18 protein-coding genes and 1 other RNA gene are annotated in these 19461 nt (G+C 40.1%); 14 read left to right on the top strand and 5 right to left on the bottom strand.

Annotation, left to right across the window (positions count from 1 at the left end):
• The first annotated feature begins 44 nt into the window (after positions 1-44).
• Positions 45-503, top strand: coding sequence for a TPM domain-containing protein (locus ACJ7Z2_RS06840; RefSeq protein ID WP_409499768.1), 459 nt, complete (start codon positions 45-47; stop codon positions 501-503).
• Positions 500-1357, top strand: a complete 858-nt coding sequence (locus ACJ7Z2_RS06835; protein WP_126302204.1) for a TPM domain-containing protein — start codon at positions 500-502, stop codon at positions 1355-1357. Before ACJ7Z2_RS06840 ends, ACJ7Z2_RS06835 begins: the two co-directional genes overlap by 4 nt.
• A gap of 139 nt (positions 1358-1496) precedes the next feature.
• Here the strand turns inward: ACJ7Z2_RS06835 and ispF are convergent, their stop codons facing one another.
• From ispF to ftsB, 3 genes are read right to left on the bottom strand one after another with little or no spacing between them, the layout of a single operon-like run.
• On the bottom strand, positions 1497-1976 hold the full coding sequence (gene ispF, locus ACJ7Z2_RS06830) for a 2-C-methyl-D-erythritol 2,4-cyclodiphosphate synthase (RefSeq protein ID WP_154704198.1): 480 nt from the start codon (positions 1974-1976) through the stop codon (positions 1497-1499).
• A gap of 1 nt (position 1977) precedes the next feature.
• On the bottom strand, positions 1978-2661 hold the full coding sequence (gene ispD, locus ACJ7Z2_RS06825; protein ID WP_006248440.1) for a 2-C-methyl-D-erythritol 4-phosphate cytidylyltransferase: 684 nt from the start codon (positions 2659-2661) through the stop codon (positions 1978-1980).
• Between the two features lie 17 nt (positions 2662-2678).
• Positions 2679-2957: a cell division protein FtsB gene (gene ftsB, locus ACJ7Z2_RS06820; RefSeq protein ID WP_006248439.1), complete on the bottom strand. Its 279-nt coding sequence runs from the start codon at positions 2955-2957 to the stop codon at positions 2679-2681.
• A gap of 274 nt (positions 2958-3231) precedes the next feature.
• On the opposite strand from ftsB, the gene pckA reads away from it, so the two are divergent.
• From pckA to lpxA, 12 genes are all read left to right on the top strand, one after another.
• Positions 3232-4839: a phosphoenolpyruvate carboxykinase (ATP) gene (pckA, locus tag ACJ7Z2_RS06815; protein ID WP_409499767.1), complete on the top strand. Its 1608-nt coding sequence runs from the start codon at positions 3232-3234 to the stop codon at positions 4837-4839.
• A gap of 92 nt (positions 4840-4931) precedes the next feature.
• A complete protein-coding gene (gene bioB / locus ACJ7Z2_RS06810) occupies positions 4932-5933 on the top strand; it encodes a biotin synthase BioB (RefSeq protein ID WP_409499766.1) in 1002 nt (333 codons plus the stop codon).
• A gap of 155 nt (positions 5934-6088) precedes the next feature.
• Positions 6089-6186: signal recognition particle sRNA small type (gene ffs / locus ACJ7Z2_RS06805), an RNA gene on the top strand.
• Positions 6187-6227: 41 nt separating this feature from the next.
• Positions 6228-6935 (top strand): hydroxyacylglutathione hydrolase, encoded by a 708-nt coding sequence (gene gloB / locus ACJ7Z2_RS06800; protein ID WP_154704775.1) that lies wholly within the window; start codon positions 6228-6230, stop codon positions 6933-6935.
• Between the two features lie 158 nt (positions 6936-7093).
• Positions 7094-7807 carry a polyprenyl diphosphate synthase gene (uppS, locus tag ACJ7Z2_RS06795; RefSeq protein ID WP_409499765.1) on the top strand — a complete coding sequence of 238 codons (714 nt, stop codon included), beginning with the start codon at positions 7094-7096 and terminating at the stop codon, positions 7805-7807.
• 23 nt (positions 7808-7830) lie between these two features.
• A complete protein-coding gene (locus tag ACJ7Z2_RS06790) occupies positions 7831-8700 on the top strand; it encodes a phosphatidate cytidylyltransferase (RefSeq protein ID WP_154704194.1) in 870 nt (289 codons plus the stop codon).
• A 3-nt stretch (positions 8701-8703) separates the two neighbouring features.
• Positions 8704-10014, top strand: coding sequence for an RIP metalloprotease RseP (gene rseP, locus ACJ7Z2_RS06785; protein WP_409499764.1), 1311 nt, complete (start codon positions 8704-8706; stop codon positions 10012-10014).
• Between the two features lie 114 nt (positions 10015-10128).
• Complete coding sequence (gene bamA, locus ACJ7Z2_RS06780; RefSeq protein WP_409499763.1) at positions 10129-12510, top strand: outer membrane protein assembly factor BamA; 2382 nt, start codon at positions 10129-10131, stop codon at positions 12508-12510.
• Between the two features lie 78 nt (positions 12511-12588).
• Positions 12589-13380 carry an OmpH family outer membrane protein gene (locus ACJ7Z2_RS06775; protein WP_006248430.1) on the top strand — a complete coding sequence of 264 codons (792 nt, stop codon included), beginning with the start codon at positions 12589-12591 and terminating at the stop codon, positions 13378-13380.
• Positions 13380-14405, top strand: coding sequence for a UDP-3-O-(3-hydroxymyristoyl)glucosamine N-acyltransferase (gene lpxD, locus ACJ7Z2_RS06770; RefSeq protein ID WP_006248429.1), 1026 nt, complete (start codon positions 13380-13382; stop codon positions 14403-14405). Before ACJ7Z2_RS06775 ends, lpxD begins: the two co-directional genes overlap by 1 nt.
• 28 nt (positions 14406-14433) lie before the next feature.
• On the top strand, positions 14434-14892 hold the full coding sequence (gene fabZ / locus ACJ7Z2_RS06765) for a 3-hydroxyacyl-ACP dehydratase FabZ (protein ID WP_006248428.1): 459 nt from the start codon (positions 14434-14436) through the stop codon (positions 14890-14892).
• A gap of 33 nt (positions 14893-14925) precedes the next feature.
• Entirely contained in the window at positions 14926-15720 is a 795-nt protein-coding gene (gene lpxA, locus ACJ7Z2_RS06760; RefSeq protein WP_006248427.1) for an acyl-ACP--UDP-N-acetylglucosamine O-acyltransferase, read from the top strand.
• Positions 15721-15757: 37 nt separating this feature from the next.
• Here lpxA and mnmC read toward each other — a convergent pair whose 3' ends face one another.
• Both mnmC and trpCF read right to left on the bottom strand, forming a co-directional pair.
• Positions 15758-17758 carry a bifunctional tRNA (5-methylaminomethyl-2-thiouridine)(34)-methyltransferase MnmD/FAD-dependent 5-carboxymethylaminomethyl-2-thiouridine(34) oxidoreductase MnmC gene (gene mnmC, locus ACJ7Z2_RS06755; protein WP_409499762.1) on the bottom strand — a complete coding sequence of 667 codons (2001 nt, stop codon included), beginning with the start codon at positions 17756-17758 and terminating at the stop codon, positions 15758-15760.
• Between the two features lie 225 nt (positions 17759-17983).
• A complete protein-coding gene (gene trpCF / locus ACJ7Z2_RS06750; protein WP_409499761.1) occupies positions 17984-19420 on the bottom strand; it encodes a bifunctional indole-3-glycerol-phosphate synthase TrpC/phosphoribosylanthranilate isomerase TrpF in 1437 nt (478 codons plus the stop codon).
• Positions 19421-19461: the final 41 nt, after the last annotated feature.

The raw sequence follows: 19461 nt of genomic DNA, 5'->3' as shown, positions 1-19461 counted from the left end.
TCTTTCAAATCCGGTGCTTATTGCTTTATTTTTAAGGGGAACAAATGGGATTATTTTCTTTTCTCTCCAACAAATTACCGATAGATACGCAACGCATTGAACAAGCAATTGCCGATTTAGAGCAAAAAACCTCTGCCGAATTGCGTGTGGTGGTGGAACGAAAAGCCAAAATCGGCAAAACCGACAACGCTGCTATGTTGCGAGCAAGCGAGCTTTTCGATGAATTAAAAATGCGTGAAACGGCTGAACGTAACGGTGTGTTGATCTACCTTTCGTTCAAACCTCACTACGCTGCCATTATTGGTGATGAAGGCATTCACCAAAAAGTCGATGATGATTTTTGGCAAAAAATCTATGCCACTATGTGCCTAGATTGCCAAAAGAGCGATTACACCCAAGCCATTTGCGATGCAATCAAAATGGTGGAAGCTCCGCTTGCTCACCATTTCCCTTATCAGGCTGATGATAAAAACGAGCTTTCAAACGAGGTGGTAGTCAAATGATGAAATCCCTTTGCAAATTTCCATCTATTTTCAACCGCTTGTTATTGGTGTGCTTGGCTCTGTTTAGCCTAAATGCCACGGCGGTGACCTACCCTGAACCGCCAAATCCGTTTTATTACATTACGGACTACACCAAAAACACCTTAAGCCAACAAGAATGGCGGACATTAGAAGATGCCTTAATTGCCAACCGTGCCAAAACGAGTTCGCAAATTGCTGTCGTAATCGTCCCAAGTACGGAAGGCGAAGCGGTTTCAACCTATGCTCACACCTTGTTTAACAAATGGGGGATCGGGCGGAGCAAAAACAACGAAAACAATGGTGTACTGTTATTAATTGCCAAAAATGATCGCAAACTCTTTATTGCCACAGGTCGTGGGCTTGAAGGAGCGTTACCTGATGCGATTGCATCGAGCATTATCCGCAATGACATCACGCCATTCTTCAAACAAGAGCAATATGCAGCCGGTATCGCTCGTGGCTTATCTGCCATTATGGCAGCCATTAACGGGGAATATGCCCCTTATGCAAGTTATGGCGAAGAAATGCAAGAATTTGATGACATAGACGGCTTACTCTTTTTCTTGTTTGCCGGCATTGTGATTTTCCTAATTTTCCGCCCACGAGGAAACAGCACCTATATTAGCCCTGGTTCAATGGATCAACTAGGACAAATACTAAGAGAAAGCCAACGCAGAGGTGGAGGCTTTGGCGGTGGTCTCGGAGGTGGCTTTGGTGGTGGCTCAGGCGGATTTGGCGGAGGCTTCGGTGGTGGTTTTGGCGGAAGCAGAGGCAGTGGCGACAGCTTCGGCGGTGGTTCATCAGGCGGTGGTGGAGCCGGAGGGAGCTGGTAGTTTCCGCCAAATTTAAAACAATACAAGCGGTCATATTTCTCGAAAAAATTGCGTATTTTTCGCTAAACACCCCAAAAGGCTAGTGAAAATAAGACCGCTAAGGCTAGTGAAAATAAGACCGCTTCCTCACTTCTCTAAGCTATGCCCTTTTTAGTAACAATGCTACGGCTTCACAAGCTATGCCTTCACCTCGCCCGGTAAACCCTAATTTTTCTGTTGTAGTGGCTTTTACATTTACCTGTGAAATATCGCATTGCAAATCGCCTGCGATAATCTGACGCATTTTATCAATATGTGGTCGCATCTTCGGAGCTTGAGCAATAATGGTTACATCGACGTTACCGACTTGATAGCCCAATTCTTGCACTTGTCGGTAAGCTTCAATCAACAAACCACGACTATCGGCATTTTTGTATTGCATATCAGTATCAGGGAATAATTTGCCGATATCACCTAAAGCTGCTGCGCCAAGCAATGCATCTGTTAAAGCGTGCAGCGCTACATCTCCGTCACTATGCGCAATGAAGCCTGTATGATAAGGCACTTCAACCCCAGCAATCATCAGTGGTCTATCTTCGCCAAAAGCGTGAACATCAAAACCGTGTCCAATACGTATCATTTTAGTTCTCCAAATTATGTGTAAGGTAAAATTCCGCTAAGGCTAAATCTTCAGGGCGAGTGATTTTGATATTATCACTTCTACCTGAAACCAATTGTGGCTGGTAGCCTGCAAGCTCCATTGCAGATGCTTCGTCTGTTACCTGAAGCTTATTGGCAAAAGCAGAGGATAATGCTTGTTTTAATGCTTGAGCAGGAAAAAATTGTGGGGTTAAAGCGTGCCATAAGGTTGAGCGATCTTCTGTGTGTGCGATTTTCGTGCCGTTTGCTCTTTTCATCGTATCTACCGCTGGAATGGCGAGAATGCCACCTTGCGGATCGTTAATTTGCAAAAGTTTATCTAAATCTGACCGCTTGAGGCAAGGGCGAGCCGCATCGTGAACTAATGCCCAAGCATTTTCAGTGTTGATTTCCTGTAAGGCATTTAGCACTGAATCTGCTCTCGTTTCTCCTCCAAAAACAAGTTGGATCTTAGGGGATTTTAGGAGTTCCAATGTGGAATAAAAAGGGTCTTTTCTTGCCACCGCTACAATCACTTTTTCAACATGAGGGTGTTCAAGAAAAATAGACACTGTATGCTCTAAGATAGTCTTACCCTTTAATTGTAAATATTGTTTTGGTTTTTCTGCTTGCATCCGGCTACCAACTCCTGACGCCGGAATTACTGCAATAATTTTTCGCTTCATAATATATCAATTATGTATTATTTGTTTTTTGGTACAATTCGGTAGAACATCTCGTTCTCTTTTACCATTTCTCGTTCAAGTCTTGCTCTCTCTTCAAGTGCATCTACGCCGTTCTTTAAATCGTAAATTTCGGCTTCAATTAGTTTATTGCGTGAAGTAAGCTTTGTGTTTTCTACTTTTAATAAAGCAATTTCTTCTTGCACTTCTTGATAATCACTCCAACCATTTTTTCCAAACCAAAAGCTATATTGGAAAAAGCCGAGTAATAGGGCAAAAAAAGTAATTAATAAACGCATTTATTTTCTCTTATATGAAATAGTAATGAACTAAGCGGGTTGATTTTACCTTGAATTTGCAAAAAATTCTAAAAATCTTACCGCTTGTTACTTAAACAGGCGATGGATAGTGCTAAATGTATTCGAAAAATTGATATAAAACAAACAAATGCGTATTTTAAAGCGATTTTTTTAAACTAAATGTCAAAAATTTGAAGTATGTAACATTTTTTATTTTTCAATTTTCGTATAATCAACCCAGTTTTAAATTTATAACTATTATGAGGTAAACACTATGTTAAATCGTATTGAACAAGAACTTGCAGACTTAGGCATTACAAATGTAAAAGAAATCGTGCGTAATCCTAGCTATGAGCAACTGTTTGAGGAGGAGATGAATCCAAACCTTCAAGGTTATGAAAAAGGCGTCCTAACAAATTTAGGCGCAGTAGCGGTAGATACCGGCATTTTCACGGGGCGTTCGCCGAAAGATAAATATATCGTATTAGATGAAACGACAAAAGATACCGTCTGGTGGACATCTGATGCAGCTAAAAATGATAATAAACCGATGACTCAATCTACTTGGCAAAGTTTAAAAACCTTAGTGACCGATGAGTTATCTAATAAGCGTTTATTTATTATTGATGCTTTCTGTGGTGCAAGCCCTGAGCATCGCATCAATGTGCGTATTATTACCCAAGTTGCGTGGCAAGCTCACTTTGTGAAAAATATGTTCATTCGTCCAACAGAAGAAGAATTAAAAGATTTCAAACCGGATTTTGTGGTAATGAACGGTTCCCAAGTAACTAACCCGAACTGGAAAGAGCAAGGCTTAAATTCAGAAAACTTTGTAGCCTTTAATGTGACAGAGGGCGTTCAAATTATTGGTGGTACTTGGTACGGTGGTGAGATGAAAAAAGGTATGTTCTCTATGATGAACTACTTCTTACCATTAAAAGGTGTCGCTTCAATGCACTGTTCAGCCAATGTGGGCGAAGAAGGTGATGTAGCGGTGTTCTTTGGTTTATCAGGAACCGGTAAAACCACACTTTCAACCGATCCGAAACGTAAATTAATCGGTGACGATGAACACGGTTGGGATGAAAACGGTGTGTTTAACTATGAAGGTGGTTGTTATGCGAAAACCATCAACCTTTCTATTGAAAACGAACCGGATATTTACCGTGCAATCCGCCGTGATGCGTTATTAGAAAACGTGGTGGTGCGTGAAGATGGCACTATTGATTTTGATGACAAATCAAAAACAGAAAATACCCGTGTAAGCTATCCGATTTATCATATTGATAATATTGCTGTACCGTCAAAAGCAGGGCACGCTAAGAAAGTGATCTTCTTAACAGCAGATGCATTCGGCGTATTGCCACCGGTGTCTAAATTAACGCCTGAACAAACCAAATATTACTTCTTATCAGGCTTTACAGCTAAATTAGCCGGTACAGAACGGGGTATTACCGAGCCAACCCCAACTTTCTCTGCTTGTTTCGGTGCGGCATTCTTATCACTTCACCCAACACAATATGCAGAAGTGTTAGTGAAACGTATGGAAGCAGCTGGTGCGGAAGCCTATTTAGTGAATACCGGTTGGAACGGCACAGGTAAACGTATTTCGATTAAAGATACACGGGGTATTATTGATGCCATCTTAGACGGCTCAATCGAAAAAGCAGAAATGAGTACATTACCAATCTTCAATTTAGCAATTCCAACTGCGTTACCGGGTGTAGAAACCCACATTTTAGACCCTCGTAACACTTATGAAGACAAAGCACAATGGCAAGCTAAAGCGGAAGACTTAGCAGGCAGATTTGTGAAAAACTTTGAAAAATATGCGACCAACGAGGAAGGCAAAGCATTAATTGCTGCTGGTCCGAAGTTATAAGTTGTAATTATAAGTTATAATCGCTAAAAAATTAGTTTAGGACTAAACCTTGAATGAGGTTTAGTCCTTTTGTATAAAGGAGAAGTACAATAATGACAACATTCCAATTAAGGCTGAAAGCCAAAGATGAACTCACCCCACACCCAACAGCACAATATTGGCGAAAATGCCAAGTGGAAGAACTATTTGATCTGCCGTTTATGGATTTAGTGTTTAGAGCGGCACAAGTTCACCGTGAAAATTTTGATGCTAATGCTATCCAGCTTTCGACGTTACTCTCAATTAAAACAGGAGGCTGTCCGGAAGATTGCGAATATTGCCCCCAATCTGCCCGCTATGATACAGGAATAGAAAAGCAAACAATGCTTGATGTAGAGACGATTGTAGAAAAAGCTAAAATTGCCAAAGAGCGTGGAGCAAGTCGCTTTTGTATGGGGGCAGCGTGGCGAGGACCTAAGCCTAAAGATATTAAAGTAGTCTCAGAAATCATCAATGCGGTGAAATCATTGGGGCTAGAAACCTGTGGTACCTTCGGTATGCTTGAAGAGGGAATGGCAGAGGAATTAAAGCAAGCAGGGCTGGATTACTACAACCATAATTTAGATACCGACCCTGAACGCTATAACAAAATTATCCATACCCGAAATCACGAAGATCGAATGGACACTTTAGGTAAAGTTCGCAATGCCGGCTTGAAAGTTTGCTGTGGCGGTATTGTGGGAATGAACGAAACCCGCCCCGAGCGAGCAGGCCTAATTGCAAGCCTCGCTAACCTCGATCCTCAACCTGAAAGCGTACCGATTAATCAGTTGATTAAAGTAGAAGGTACACCGCTTACCAATGCCGAAGATTTAGACTGGACAGAATTTGTTCGTACCATTGCGGTAGCAAGAATTACTATGCCTCAAAGCTTTGTCCGACTTTCTGCTGGCAGAACTACTATGCCGGAAGCAATGCAAGCCCTCTGTTTTATGGCGGGAGCAAATTCTATTTTCTATGGCGATAAATTACTTACTACAGAAAATCCGGAAGAAGATCATGATCGCCAATTAATGGATAAATTAGATTTATATCCGCTACAATATATAGCCTGAGTGCCAATGATTTTTGCCTAAAAATTAAAGAATCAAGCGTTATTTTACGCAAATTTCTAACATAAAATAACCGCTTGTCAAATTCGTTCTTGTCTTATTTTAAAATTTATCTATAATGTGAGGTCTTACGCGAGCTTGCGTAATTCGATGGGGCGTTATTGGTTCCTCGCAATGGTGTTCAGCTTACTTGATCAGGTTCGGAAGAAAGCAGTCTGGGTTGAAATTTCTGTGTGCCGAGGGTTGCTGGTAACGCCCCACCCTTTTTATTTAAACCCTATTTATCAGGAGAAAATGATGCTCCAGATTACCCCAATTCCAGCCTTAAGTGACAATTACATTTGGGCAATCCAACAACACAACAATCTGATTATCGTAGATCCGGCTGAATCACAACCTGTATTTGATTTTATTGCAAAAAATTCGCTAAATTTGACCGCTATCTTGCTTACCCATAATCATCACGACCATACTGACGGCGTGCCTAACATAGCAAAAAGCTACCCCAATATTCCGGTTTACGGTCCGAAAGAAGCCGCAAAATTTGCTACCGTTATTGTATCGCCGGATCAACAGCTTAAATTATTTGATTATGAAGTAAACATTCTTGAAAGCGCGGGGCATACTGCAGGGCATATTAGCTATTTGTTTGGGTATGATTACCTATTCTGTGGGGATTCGCTCTTTTCTGGTGGCTGTGGCAGGGTTTTTACTGGTGATTACCAAGCGCAATTTGATGCGTTACAACGCTTTAAACAACTACCTAATTCCACTCAAGTCTACCCCGCTCACGAATACACCCAAAGTAATTTGAAATTTGTCGAAGCAGTTCTACCGCCAAGCTGTATATTGGCAGAATATCAAGAACAGGTTGATCTTTTACGTTCGCAAAACAAACCGACTTTGCCAACCACTATTGGCTTGGAAATGCAGGTGAACCCGTTTATGCAAGCGGTCGATTTAGCCGAATTTATTGCACTTCGTCAGCAAAAAGACAATTTTTAACCTCATATTTCTAATTAAGCATTAAAGCCTCTTACTTTAATGCTTTTTGGTTAAATAAAACCTTTGCAAACATCGCTTGTCAATTCCACTCTGGCTTATCCTATGGTATAGTTACGACTATTTTTAGCTTAATTTATTATTTTAGTGAGTAAAATTCTGTGAACTTCGATCCTCAAAATATGCCTAAGCACGTTGCCATTATTATGGATGGCAATGGCAGATGGGCTAAGCAGAAAGGAAAATTACGCATTTTTGGTCATCAGAATGGTGTAAAGGCAGTTCGTTCTGCCGTTAGTTTTGCAGCAAAGCATCATATCCAAGTTTTAACCCTCTACGCATTTAGCAGTGAGAATTGGAGCAGACCAGAAACTGAAGTTTCAGCTTTAATGTCTCTGTTTATGAAAGCTTTAGATTCTGAAGTTAAAAAATTACATAAAAATAATATTCGCTTAAAGATTATTGGCGATAAATCCGCCTTTAGCGAAAATTTACAAAAACGCATTGCCGAATCGGAAAAATTAACCGAAAACAATACCGGGCTAATCTTAAACATTGCTGCCAACTATGGTGGTTACTGGGATATTGTTCAAGCTGCTCAACAACTAGCAGCACAAGTTAAATCAGAACAACTTGCTGTGGAGCAGATTACACCCGCATTATTTCAACAACATTTAGTGACAGAAAACCAGCCGCAAGTGGATTTATTAATTCGAACCAGTGGCGAGCAGCGGATCAGCAATTTTCTATTATGGCAAATTGCTTATGCCGAGCTGTTTTTTAGCCCGGTTTTATGGCCTGATTTTAATGATGAGGCTTTTAGTGATGCAATTTATGCTTATCAGCAACGTGAACGCCGATTCGGTGGTTGTTAATATAAAAAGAATAAGGAAATACAATGCTTAAAGAACGTGTACTTTCAGCGATTATTATGATTATTGCCGTGCTGGCTGCCATATTTTGGCTCTCACCACTTCCTTTAACTTTAGTGTTATCGGCAATTGTTGTGGCAGCAATGTGGGAATGGGCTCAATTTGCCGGCTTTAAACGCCCTGTGCCGCGTGCAATTGTGGCAATGGTGACAATCTGCTTATTACTTTTTGCAATCGTTGCGAATACTGATTATATCCGAGCAACCCGTTTTATTACTGATGAGACTACCCCTATCCTCTTTATTGGCTGTATTTGGTGGTTAATTGCCCTTGTCCTAGTGGCAACTTACCCCAACTCGGCAAAACTGTGGGAAAAATCTGTTGCAGCTAAATTCCTATTCGGATTTGCTACCTTAGTGCCGTTTTTAATTGGCACGCTCGCATTGCGTTTCCATAATTATGCACTTGATCCATACCAAGGTACTTATTTATTCCTCTATGTTTGCTTATTAGTTTGGGGGGCTGATTCCGGTGCTTATTTCGTTGGTAGAGCTTTTGGAAAACGTAAACTTGCTCCAAAAGTGTCTCCGGGTAAATCGTGGGAGGGGGTGATTGGCGGTGTCCTTACCTCAGGCGTGATTGCCTTTGTCTTTTTACAACTTACTCCTGCAAATGTGTTCGGCAAAGCACTATCAACAATGCCATTTATTTTAGTTTCAATCGCAACAGTTGCTATTTCAGTATTAGGCGACCTTGCAGAAAGTATGTTTAAACGCCAAGCAGGCATTAAAGACAGTAGCCAACTTATCCCCGGTCACGGTGGTATTTTAGATCGTATTGATAGTTTAACTGCTGCAGTTCCATTTTTTGCCACATTCTTCTTTTTTGTACTATAGAATATGACTTCCATCATTGCATTTTTTATTTTAATTTGTGTACTGGTTTTTGTGCATGAATACGGGCACTTTTGGGCTGCTCGCAAATGCGGGGTAAAGGTGATCCGTTTTTCGATCGGATTTGGTAAAGTCTTATTTAAGAAAAAAGATAAACAAGGAACCGAATTTGTTTTTTCACTTATTCCTCTGGGCGGCTATGTACAAATGTGGAATGGTGAAACGGATATCAACGCTCCAGCTCAACAAGCTCTTAAAACAAAATCTGTATTGCAACGTGCATTTATTATTATAGCCGGTCCTGCTGCAAATTTTATTTTTGCGATTTTGTCATACTGGGTCGTTTTTATTGCCGGTATTCCAACTGTTAAACCTGTTATTGGGGAAATTTTACCAAATACTATTGCAGCCCAAGCAAAGCTGCCTAGTGAACTTGAGATTACAAAAATTGGTCATCAATCTATTCAAGACTGGGAAAGTGCATCTTTAGCACTAGTTGGTTTCGTGGGCAATAAAAATGTACCGTTAGAGGGCAATATCTACGGCAAATCAACACAAAAATATGAACTCGACTTGTCTAACTGGAATATTGACTCAGCCAAAGAAAACCCATTAACCGCATTAGGTATTCGCCCAAAAAGTGCAAAAGTTACCGCTGAAATTAAACAAGTTGTCGAAAATTCTCCTGCAAGCCAGGTAGGCATTCAAGCTGGTGATCGGATTCTTCAAATTAATCAGCAACCGTTTAATTGGTTCAATTTAGTTGAACTGGTACAAACAGGTAAACCTATTGAACTTAAAATTGAACAACGAGGTCAGATTAAAGACCTTGTTATCCAACCAAAAAAACAAGATGAACGCTATATTATCGGTGTGATTCCGACCTATGAGCCTCTTGCAGATAAATATCGTACCGAATTAAAATATGATATTCTTACCGCATTTTATAAAAGTATCGAAAAAGTGTGGTCTCTTACCCAAACCATACTCCAATTTATCGGTAATTTAATAAGCGGTGATTTGTCCATTAAAAATTTAGGTGGGCCAATTTCAATGGCAAAAGGAGCCGGTGCAACAGCTGAAATCGGCTTAGTTTATTACCTTAGTTTTATGGCTCTAATCAGTGTCAATTTGGGGGTAATGAACTTATTTCCACTTTTACCCTTAGATGGTGGGCAACTTGTTTTATTGGCTGTTGAAACAATTCGTGGAAAAGCATTATCAGAAAAAGTACAACTCAGATTCCAACAAATAGGAATTGCATTCGTACTGAGTTTAATGTTATTCGCCTTTGCCAACGATATAATTCACTTTTAACAAGCGGTTAAAAAAGGTGACTTTTTTGCAAAAAGCACCCATACATCAAAATCCATAATGTGGATTTAAACTATATTATTAATAATATTGCAAAACGATCATAGGATAATTTCAATGAAAAAATTATTACTTTCCTCTCTTTTAATTGCAAACGGTGTAGTTGCTGCACCTTTCGTAGTAAAAGACATTCGTGTTGAAGGTGTGCAACCTACAACAGGTGAAGCTATCATTTCATCTATTCCAGTCAGAGTAGGCCAAACAGCGACAGATACTGATGTATCTAATGTCGTCCGCCATCTATTCAGCCAACAACGTTTTGCAGATGTTCGTGCAACACGAGAAGGCAATACGCTTGTAATCAAAGTCGCAGAAAAACCTATTATTGGCAAGGTAGAGATCGAGGGTAACCAAGCGATTCCTAAAGATGCTTTAGAGCAAAATTTGAAAGCAAACTTAATTAACCAAGGTGAAATTTTTGATGCTGCCAAACTTGAGACTTTTAAAGAAGGGCTAATTGAACATTATCACTCTACTGGTCGTTATGAAGCCAAAATTGACACATCTGTCGTGCATAACACAGAGGGTGGCGTTAATATTAAATTAGTGATTAATGAAGGTGAAGTCGCTAAAGCCAAAACAATTAAGTTTGAAGGTAATAATGCCTTCTCTGATAAAAAATTATTAGAAAACTTAGATATTCAGCCTGATGTTTCTTGGTGGAATATTTTTGAAAGTAGCAAATTTGAACAAACCACCTATCAAAAAGACTTAGAAACATTAAGAGACTTCTATTTAAATCGTGGCTATGCAAAATTTGCTATCCAAGATACCGATGTTCAATTCAATGATAATAAAACGGAAGTTGCATTGACCTATAAATTAGATGAAGGGTCACAGTACCATGTCAGTGAAATGCGAATTATCGGCAATACAGCCAATATGGATAGCAAGCTCAACGCCCTACTAAAAGAATTCAAACCAGGTCAATTATTCCGTAAATCAGACCTTACTCAAATTGAGGAAGAAATTAAATCTATTTTAGGGGACGCAGGTTATGGTTCAGCTAAAGTAGACATTTATCCTCAATTTAATGAAGAAAATAAAACCGTAAAAATCAGTTTTGTTGTGGATGCCGGTCGTCGTATTTATGTTCGTAAAATCCGTTTTGAAGGTAATGATGTCACTGCAGATTCAACATTACGTCGTGAAATGCGCCAACAAGAAGGTGCTTGGCTTTCCACAAACAAAGCTTCTCTAGGTAAAGCTCGTTTAGAAAGAACCGGTTTCTATGAAAGTGTTGATATGTCAATGCCAAATGTAGAAGGTACAGCCGATCAAGTTGATGTAGTGTATAAAATTAAAGAACGCAATACCGGTAGTATTAACTTTGGTATCGGTTACGGCACGGAAAGCGGTATCAGCTATCAAGCAGGAATTAAACAAGACAATTTCTTAGGCATGGGGTCAACTATCAGTCTAAATGGTACCCGTAATGACTATGGTACCAGCGTTAACTTAGGCTATACCGAACCTTACTTTACTAAAGATGGTGTAAGTTTAGGCGGTAATATTTTCTATGAAGATTATGATAACTCAGACAATGATTCCGTAGCGTCATATAAGCGCCAAACCTATGGTATTAACGGAACTCTTGGCTTCCCTGTTAATGAAAATAACTCCTATTATTTAGGCTTAGGTTACACACACGATAAAATAAAAAATGCGGCTCGAGAATATACTCGAGAAAAATATGTAAAATCAATGAACTTTGAGTTCGATCCAGCTGCCGATTATTACAAAAAAATCAAAGCGGACGATTTTGATTTTTCTCTCGGTTGGAACTACAACAGCTTGAATAGAGGCTATTTCCCGACTGAAGGAACTACCGCAAACATTGGCGGTAAAATCACAATTCCTGGCTCTGATAATAAATATTACCGAGTCAGTGCAGACTTTAGAAATTATTACCCGTTAAACCGTGAGCACAAATGGGTAATTTCAACGAAAGCTAGCATTGCTTATACTAATGGATTTGGTGGTAAAGAAGTTCCGTTCTATCAGCTTTATACTGCCGGAGGTATTGGTACACTAAGAGGTTTCTCTTACGGTGCAGTAGGGCCTCAAGCGATTTACTATAATACAAAATCCGGCAAATTTGATAGCATGAATAATGATATTATCGGTGGTAATGCGTTAGCTGCGGCAAGCTTGGAATTAATCACACCAACGCCATTTGTGAGCGAAAAATATCAGCACAATGTAAGAACCTCTCTCTTTGTTGATGCTGCAAGTGCATGGAATACAAAATGGAAGAAAGATGAATATACGAACTTGCCTGACTATGGTGATTTCAAACGTTTCCGTGCTTCCGCCGGTATTGCATTCCAATGGATGTCTCCAATCGGGCCATTATCATTCTCTTATGCGAAACCAATTCGTAAATATGATAATGATGATATTGAACAATTCCAGTTCAACATTGGTAGTTCATTCTAATTAACCACAAGCGGTTAATAAATGTAAAAATTTGCAACTTAGCCGCTTATTTCAAAACTGTTCATACAAGGAAAACAAATGAAAAAATTATTTAAAATGACTGGCTTAGCCGTAGCTTTAGCCTCTACAACCGGAATCGCGAATGCTGCAGATACTATTGGTTTCGTAGATCCAAGCTATGTATTACAAAACCACCCTGTATTATTAGATGCTTCAGCAAAATTTGATAAATTTATGAAAGAAAGCCAAGAAAAATTTGCTGCTGATGAAAAAAAATTAGCTGATGAGAATAAAACATTAACGGCTGAACGTAACAAAATTAACGAAGATGCACAAAAACTACAAAATGAACAAAAAAATGTAGAAGCTTCTATCAAGAAAAAAGTTGCAGCATTAGAGAAAGATGCACCTCGCTTACGTTCAAAAGAGATTCAAGCACGTCAAAATGCGATTCAAAAAGAAGCAAACGCATTCCAAGCTAAAGTAACAGCAATTCAAAAACGTGAAGCTGATTTTGCAAAAAAAGCAGAAGCCTTCCAGAAACGTGCAGATGAATTCCAAAAACGTATTGAACAAGCAAATAAAGAAAATGGTGGCATTAACCCACAAGAAGCGCAAAAACAAGCGGTTGATGAAGTAAATGCAACCATTAAAGAGATCGCAAAATCGAAAGGTTACACTTTAGTATTACAACCACAAGTAGCACTTTATGCTGAAGATGAAGGTAAAGATATTACTGAAGCAGTACTTGATGCTATTGTTAAAAAACATCCGGAAATTAAAATAGAAAAACCTGCAACTGAAGCTCAACCAGCTACAGAAAAAGAAACCAAAGCTGAAGAAACTAAACCAGAAGAAGCGAAAAAATAATGGCAAATTTCCGTTTAATTGATTTAGCGGAGCATATCGGCGGTACTCTTAGGGGTAACGCCGATTTGGCTATTCAAAGTATTGCTGCTTTAGATAAAGCCGACAGCTCGCAAATTACCTTTATCTCAAATGCAAAATATCGGGAAAATTTGACCGCTTGCAATGCTGGAGCTATTATCGTCAGCCCGGCAGATGTGGAATTTTGCCGAGCAGATCAAAATCTTATCATCGTTGCCAATCCGTATGTTGCTTATGCTCAACTGGCTCAATATATGGATTCTACTCCGAAAGCAGCGAGCGAAATCCACCCAAGTGCGGTGATTTCACCTGAAGCTAAACTGGGTAATAACGTATCGGTAGGGGCAAATGCCGTTATTGAAAGTGGCGTAGAATTGGGCGATGATGCCGTGATCGGTGCAGGCTGTTTTGTGGGAAAAAACAGTAAAATCGGGGCAAGAACCCAACTCTGGGCAAATGTTTCGGTATATCACAATGTACAAATCGGTGCTGATTGCTTAATCCAATCCTCAACGGTTATCGGGAGTGATGGTTTTGGCTATGCGAATGACAAAGGGCAATGGATTAAAATCCCACAAACCGGTGGTGTGATTATCGGCAATCGAGTTGAAATTGGTGCTTGTACTTGTATTGACCGAGGTGCATTAGATCCAACCGTAATCGAAGATAATGTGATTATTGATAACCTTTGCCAAATCGCCCATAATGTACACATTGGTTTTGGCACTGCCGTTGCCGGCGGCGTCATTATGGCAGGCAGTCTAAAAGTTGGTCGCTTTTGCCAAATTGGTGGAGCAAGTGTTATCAACGGTCATATGGAAATCTGTGATGGTGCCATAATTACCGGTATGGGTATGGTTATGCGCCCAATTACAGAAAAAGGAATTTACTCATCAGGTATTCCATTACAAACCAATAAAGAATGGCGAAAAACCGCAGCACTTGTAATGAATATTGATGAAATGAACAAACGCTTAAAATCGTTAGAAAAACGTTTTAACGATTAATTTTATTAGAGGTCTTAAAGTGACAGAAATGACAACTGAAAATCGTGAGCCAAATATTATTGAAGTAACCGAAATTATGGATATGTTACCGCATCGCTACCCTTTCCTGTTAGTTGATCGCGTAACCGATTATGAAGAAGGGAAATGGTTAAAAGCCATTAAAAATGTAACCTTCAATGAACCTTGTTTTACCGGGCATTTTCCTGGCGCACCAATCTTCCCAGGAGTATTGATTCTTGAAGCAATGGCTCAAGCAACTGGCGTATTAGCCGTTGCCACTTATGGTAAGTTAAGTGAAGACGAACTCTACTATTTTGCCGCAATTGACAATGCTCGCTTTAAACGCCCTGTTGTGCCGGGCGATCAACTTCAACTTGAGGTTGAATTTCTTAAAGAAGTACGTGGTATTACTAAATTTACCGGTAAAGCATACGTTGATGGCAAATTAGTCTGTGAAGCAGATTTAATGTGCGCTCGCCGTAAATAATTCGATATAAGCCCAAACTAGAGGGAACAAACTATGCGTCTAATTGATTCAACAGCAAAAATTAGCCCGCTTGCCATCATTGAAGAAGGTGCTGAAATTGGCGCTCACGTTGAAATTGGTCCATTTTCAGTCATCGGTAAAGATGTCAAAATCGGGGCGAGAACAAAAATTCACTCAAATGTTGTCATTAACGGTATGACTGAAATTGGTGAAGATAACCATATTTTCCAATTTGCCAGCATTGGTGAAATTAATCAAGATCTAAAATACCAAGGCGAACCAACCAAAGTGGTGATCGGTAATCGTAACCGTATTCGTGAAAGTGTTACTATTCACCGAGGTACAGTACAAGGCGGTGGCGTGACGAAAATCGGTGATGATAACTTATTTATGATCAACACCCACATCGCACACGACTGCTCTATCGGTAACCGTTGTATTATCGCCAATAATGGTACGCTGGCAGGTCACGTTACCCTAGATGATTTCGTGATTGTGGGAGGAATGTCCGCCATTCACCAATTCGTTGTGATTGGTTCACACGTTATGCTTGGAGGCGGTTCAATGGTCAGCCAAGACGTACCGCCTTATGTCATGGCACAAGGTAACCACGCACGCCCATTTGGTATTAACTTTGAAGGGTTAAAACGTCGTGGCTTTGATAAACCAACTATGCACGCTATTCGCAAAGTCTATAAACTGATTTACTCCAGCGGAAAAACATTGGAAGAGTGCCTAGTAGAAATTGAGCAAATTGCAGCAACAGAACCTGCAATTGCTATTTTTAAACAATTCTTCAAACGTTCTACCCGTGGTATTATTCGTTAATAAACGAAACCCCGAAATCAATTCGGGGTTTGTTTTATCAAGCGACTGTCGAACCTTTCAACAATTTTCGAATCCAAGCTCGATTTGGGCTAAGGTTATGCCAAATATCCTCACTGATTGGCACAGGCTCATTCACAATCAGGCTTGCTAACAATTCCCCTAGAAGTGGTGCAGTCGTCAAACCTCGAGAAGACAGGCCGTTTACCATATACAGATTGGTAAAAATGTCGGCATTTTCGAGCGCTTGTTTGCGTCTCAACTGGTTGTATAAATTAGCATATTGGCTTTTTTGCTGCTCAAAATGATGCACTGCCCCGGCCATCGGTACACGATCACGAAACGCCGCACGAATACCGACTTTGGCTTTATTTTCAGATAAATCAATTCCTTTCGTCCACTCACAAGCGGTTACATTTTGCTGAAGTTTTGCAACATTCTCCCAATGCTCCGATAAACTAAACTCGGTTTCTGCATTATCCCGAATATGGCTTGCTCCAATGCAATGTGTGCCCGAAGTAGAAATCGGCGTTAAATAACCATCATAACAAAGCACACACTTCAGTTTTTGTAATTGACTTGTAGTCGGAATTTGGCTCACTTGCCCTCGCACCGGATACAACGGAATGCCATTTGCTTGGCTAAATTCATTCAACGTATGCCCATTTGCCAGCACAACCGCTTGGTGTCGAACCGTTTTTCCTTTTGCTTGCCATTGCCACATTCTATTAGAAAAGGCTAAATTCTCAACTTTGTGATTCAATACAATCTTCAAACCTTTCTGCTCCAACCAAGCAAAGCCATTTCTAACAAGTTGTACCGGTGAAAGCCAACCACCTTGTGGAATAAATGCTCCCTTGTTTAGCACGCTTAAGCCTAATTTGTCGCTTAATTCTGCCGCTGAGCAAGATTTTAATAAGGTCTCATCAGCCGTCTGCTCCGCTATTTTTTCCAGCTTTTTAGCCGTTTTCTCGTTATAGGCATAAAGCACTACTCCACTTAAATTATGCTCAAACTCAATATTGGATTTCAGTTGTTGTAAGCGTTGCAACGCATAATCAAAACTATGAATATAAAATCGCACATTTCGCTCGTCATCATCGCTCAACTGTGGGTAAATCGCCCCTTGTAAATTTCCTGAAGCATTCATTGCCAAGGTTTCATCTTTACAATACAGCGTAACTTGCTTGCCTTTTTCTAACAGCGATAACGCAACGAAGAAACTCGCTACTCCACCACCAATAATCGCAATGTCATCAGCGGTTTCATTTTTGGCATAAAAATAGGGGTACTGAGGTGTAATAATTTGGCTATCTAACGGTTTCTCGCCCCAAAGCATTTCACGTTTTTTGCCGAATCCTTTGCGTTTTTTTACTGTAAACCCAGCCTGTTCCAGCCCTCTTCTTACCATACTTGAGGCGGTAAAAGTGGCAAAGCTACCGCCATTCGCACTTAATCGAAACATTTGGCGATATAACTGTTCGTTCCACATTTCGGGGTTCTTATCAGGCGAAAAGCCATCTAAAAACCAAGCGTCAATCGTGCCGCTATAAAGATCGCCTAATTGGGGTAAGTTTTCAGCAATCTCACCGAACCATAAATCTAAATAAACCTGCTCAAAATGATAACGTTGGCAACCTATTTGGCGAGGCTGCCAACAAGCGGTTAAATTTTCAGATAATGTTGCAAATTGCGGATAGCGTTGGTGAATATCAGCTAATTGGCTGGCCGTCAGAGGAAATTTCTCAAATGAGATAAAATAGAGTCGTTTTAGTTTACTTTGCGGAAATGCTGCCCGAAATTGTTGGAATTTGTCAGCAACGGCTAAAAAATTCAAGCCCGTGCCAAAGCCGGTTTCCGCAATAACAAAAGCCTCTTTCGGGTGAGATTGCCACTTTTCCCACAGTTGGTTACCTTCTTGAAACACATAGTAACTTTCCGCCAAACCATCTTGGGTGGAAAAATAAATATCATCAAATTGCGCCGACACCGGTGTATCTGCATCATTAAATGTAAGTGTCGCAAAAGTCAGTTTACCCATCATATCCCCTTAAAAAACAAAACACGGAAAACCTCAAGATTTTCCGTGTTTCAACCAGTTCAATAGTACCAATATTAGAAAATGTTGCTGGCAAAAATAACGATCATACCAAGTGCGCCTACAACCGTTAGCATTGAATAACCAAAAGTACCCATTTTACAATCCTCATTGTTAATTATGATTAAAACGGCTTTATTCTAGCATAATTTCCATCGCTTTGAATGCCTATGCTTGAATAATTTTGCCAAAACAAGTGGTCAATTTTTGTAAATCTTTTACGCCTTTGGCACTTTCCACGCCAGAATTTAAATCTAACCCGACACAGCCTTGAGCAAGGGCTTGCTCAATATTCTCAGTGCCAATGCCACCTGCCAATAACGCTTTTTGTTTTAAGGTTTCTGGAATCAACGCCCAATTAAAGGTTTTGCCTGTGCCGCCTTGCTGATTGCCTATTTTGCTGTCTAGCACATAACGGGCAATCTGCGGATTGTCGTTAAATTCTAGGCTTTCAGCCTCAACATCAACCGATAAAGCTTTCCAGATTTGGGTTTTACCACCTAATTTTTCTGCCAGTTCTGCAATGTATTGCTCATCTTCCGAGCCGTGCAATTGAACCGCAAATAATTCAAGCTGTTTTGCAATTTTTTCCACAAATTCGACCGCTTGATTTTGGAACACGCCTACATAACGTAACGGTGCATTCACTACCAATTCTTGGGCTTGGCGAAGTGAAAGCTGGCGAGGCGAGCCTTCAGCAAAAATCAAACCACCATATAATGTCCCTTGCTCATAAACCGCTTTCACATCTTGCACTCGGGTTAAGCCACAGACTTTATTTTCGCCGAAAATCACTGCCCGCACCGCATTATTAAGATCCGCACTTCCCATTAAACTACTGCCGATTAAAAAAGCGTGGACATACGGCTTTATGTTTTTGACTTGCTGGTGATCGTTAATGCCTGATTCCGAAATCAAACAGACATCAGAAGGAATTTGAGCTTGGTATTTTTCCACCAAACGCACAATGCGGTTCATATCAATCGTAAGCGTGTGCAAATCACGGTTATTCACACCAATCACTTTCGCCCCTAAAGCTAAAGCACGCTCAAATTCCGCCTCCGTACTGGTTTCGGTCAAAACGCCCATTCCTAACTCGTGCGCAAGTGCGGCAAGTTCACGGTAGGTCTCATCATTTACCACCGATAACATCAACAAAATCGCATCGGCATTATAAAAACGCGCAAGGTAAACTTGATACGCCGAAATCATAAAATCCTTACACAAAATCGGCTGTGTGATTTGGCGTTTAACTTGATCGATATAACGGAAATCACCTTGGAAATATTGCTCATCGGTTAAAACTGAAATCGCTGAAGCATAATTTTTATACACTTGAGCAATACTGTCTAAATCGAACTCAGCACGAATTAACCCCTTTGACGGTGAGGCTTTTTTACATTCTAAAATATAAGCCGGTTCTTGGTGTGTGCCTTTGGCAAGAGCCGCATAGAAATCACGGTCACTTTTAACAATTTTGTGCTGAAATTCACTTAACGGAAAGGCTTGCTCTTTTTGTGCTACCCAAATGGCTTTATCTTGTACGATCTTTTGTAAAATCGTTGGTTGGTTTTGTTGAGCGTTATCTTGAACGGTGTTTTGCATATAAATTCCTAGAGCGAAATCGGTTTGAATGGTAAAATTTG

Source organism: Mannheimia glucosida, assembly GCF_046267875.1.
Classification (GTDB): Bacteria; Pseudomonadota; Gammaproteobacteria; order Enterobacterales; family Pasteurellaceae; genus Mannheimia; species Mannheimia glucosida.
The sequence above is the reverse complement of the archived record's forward strand: the minus strand, read 5'-3'. Positions and strand labels throughout refer to the sequence as shown.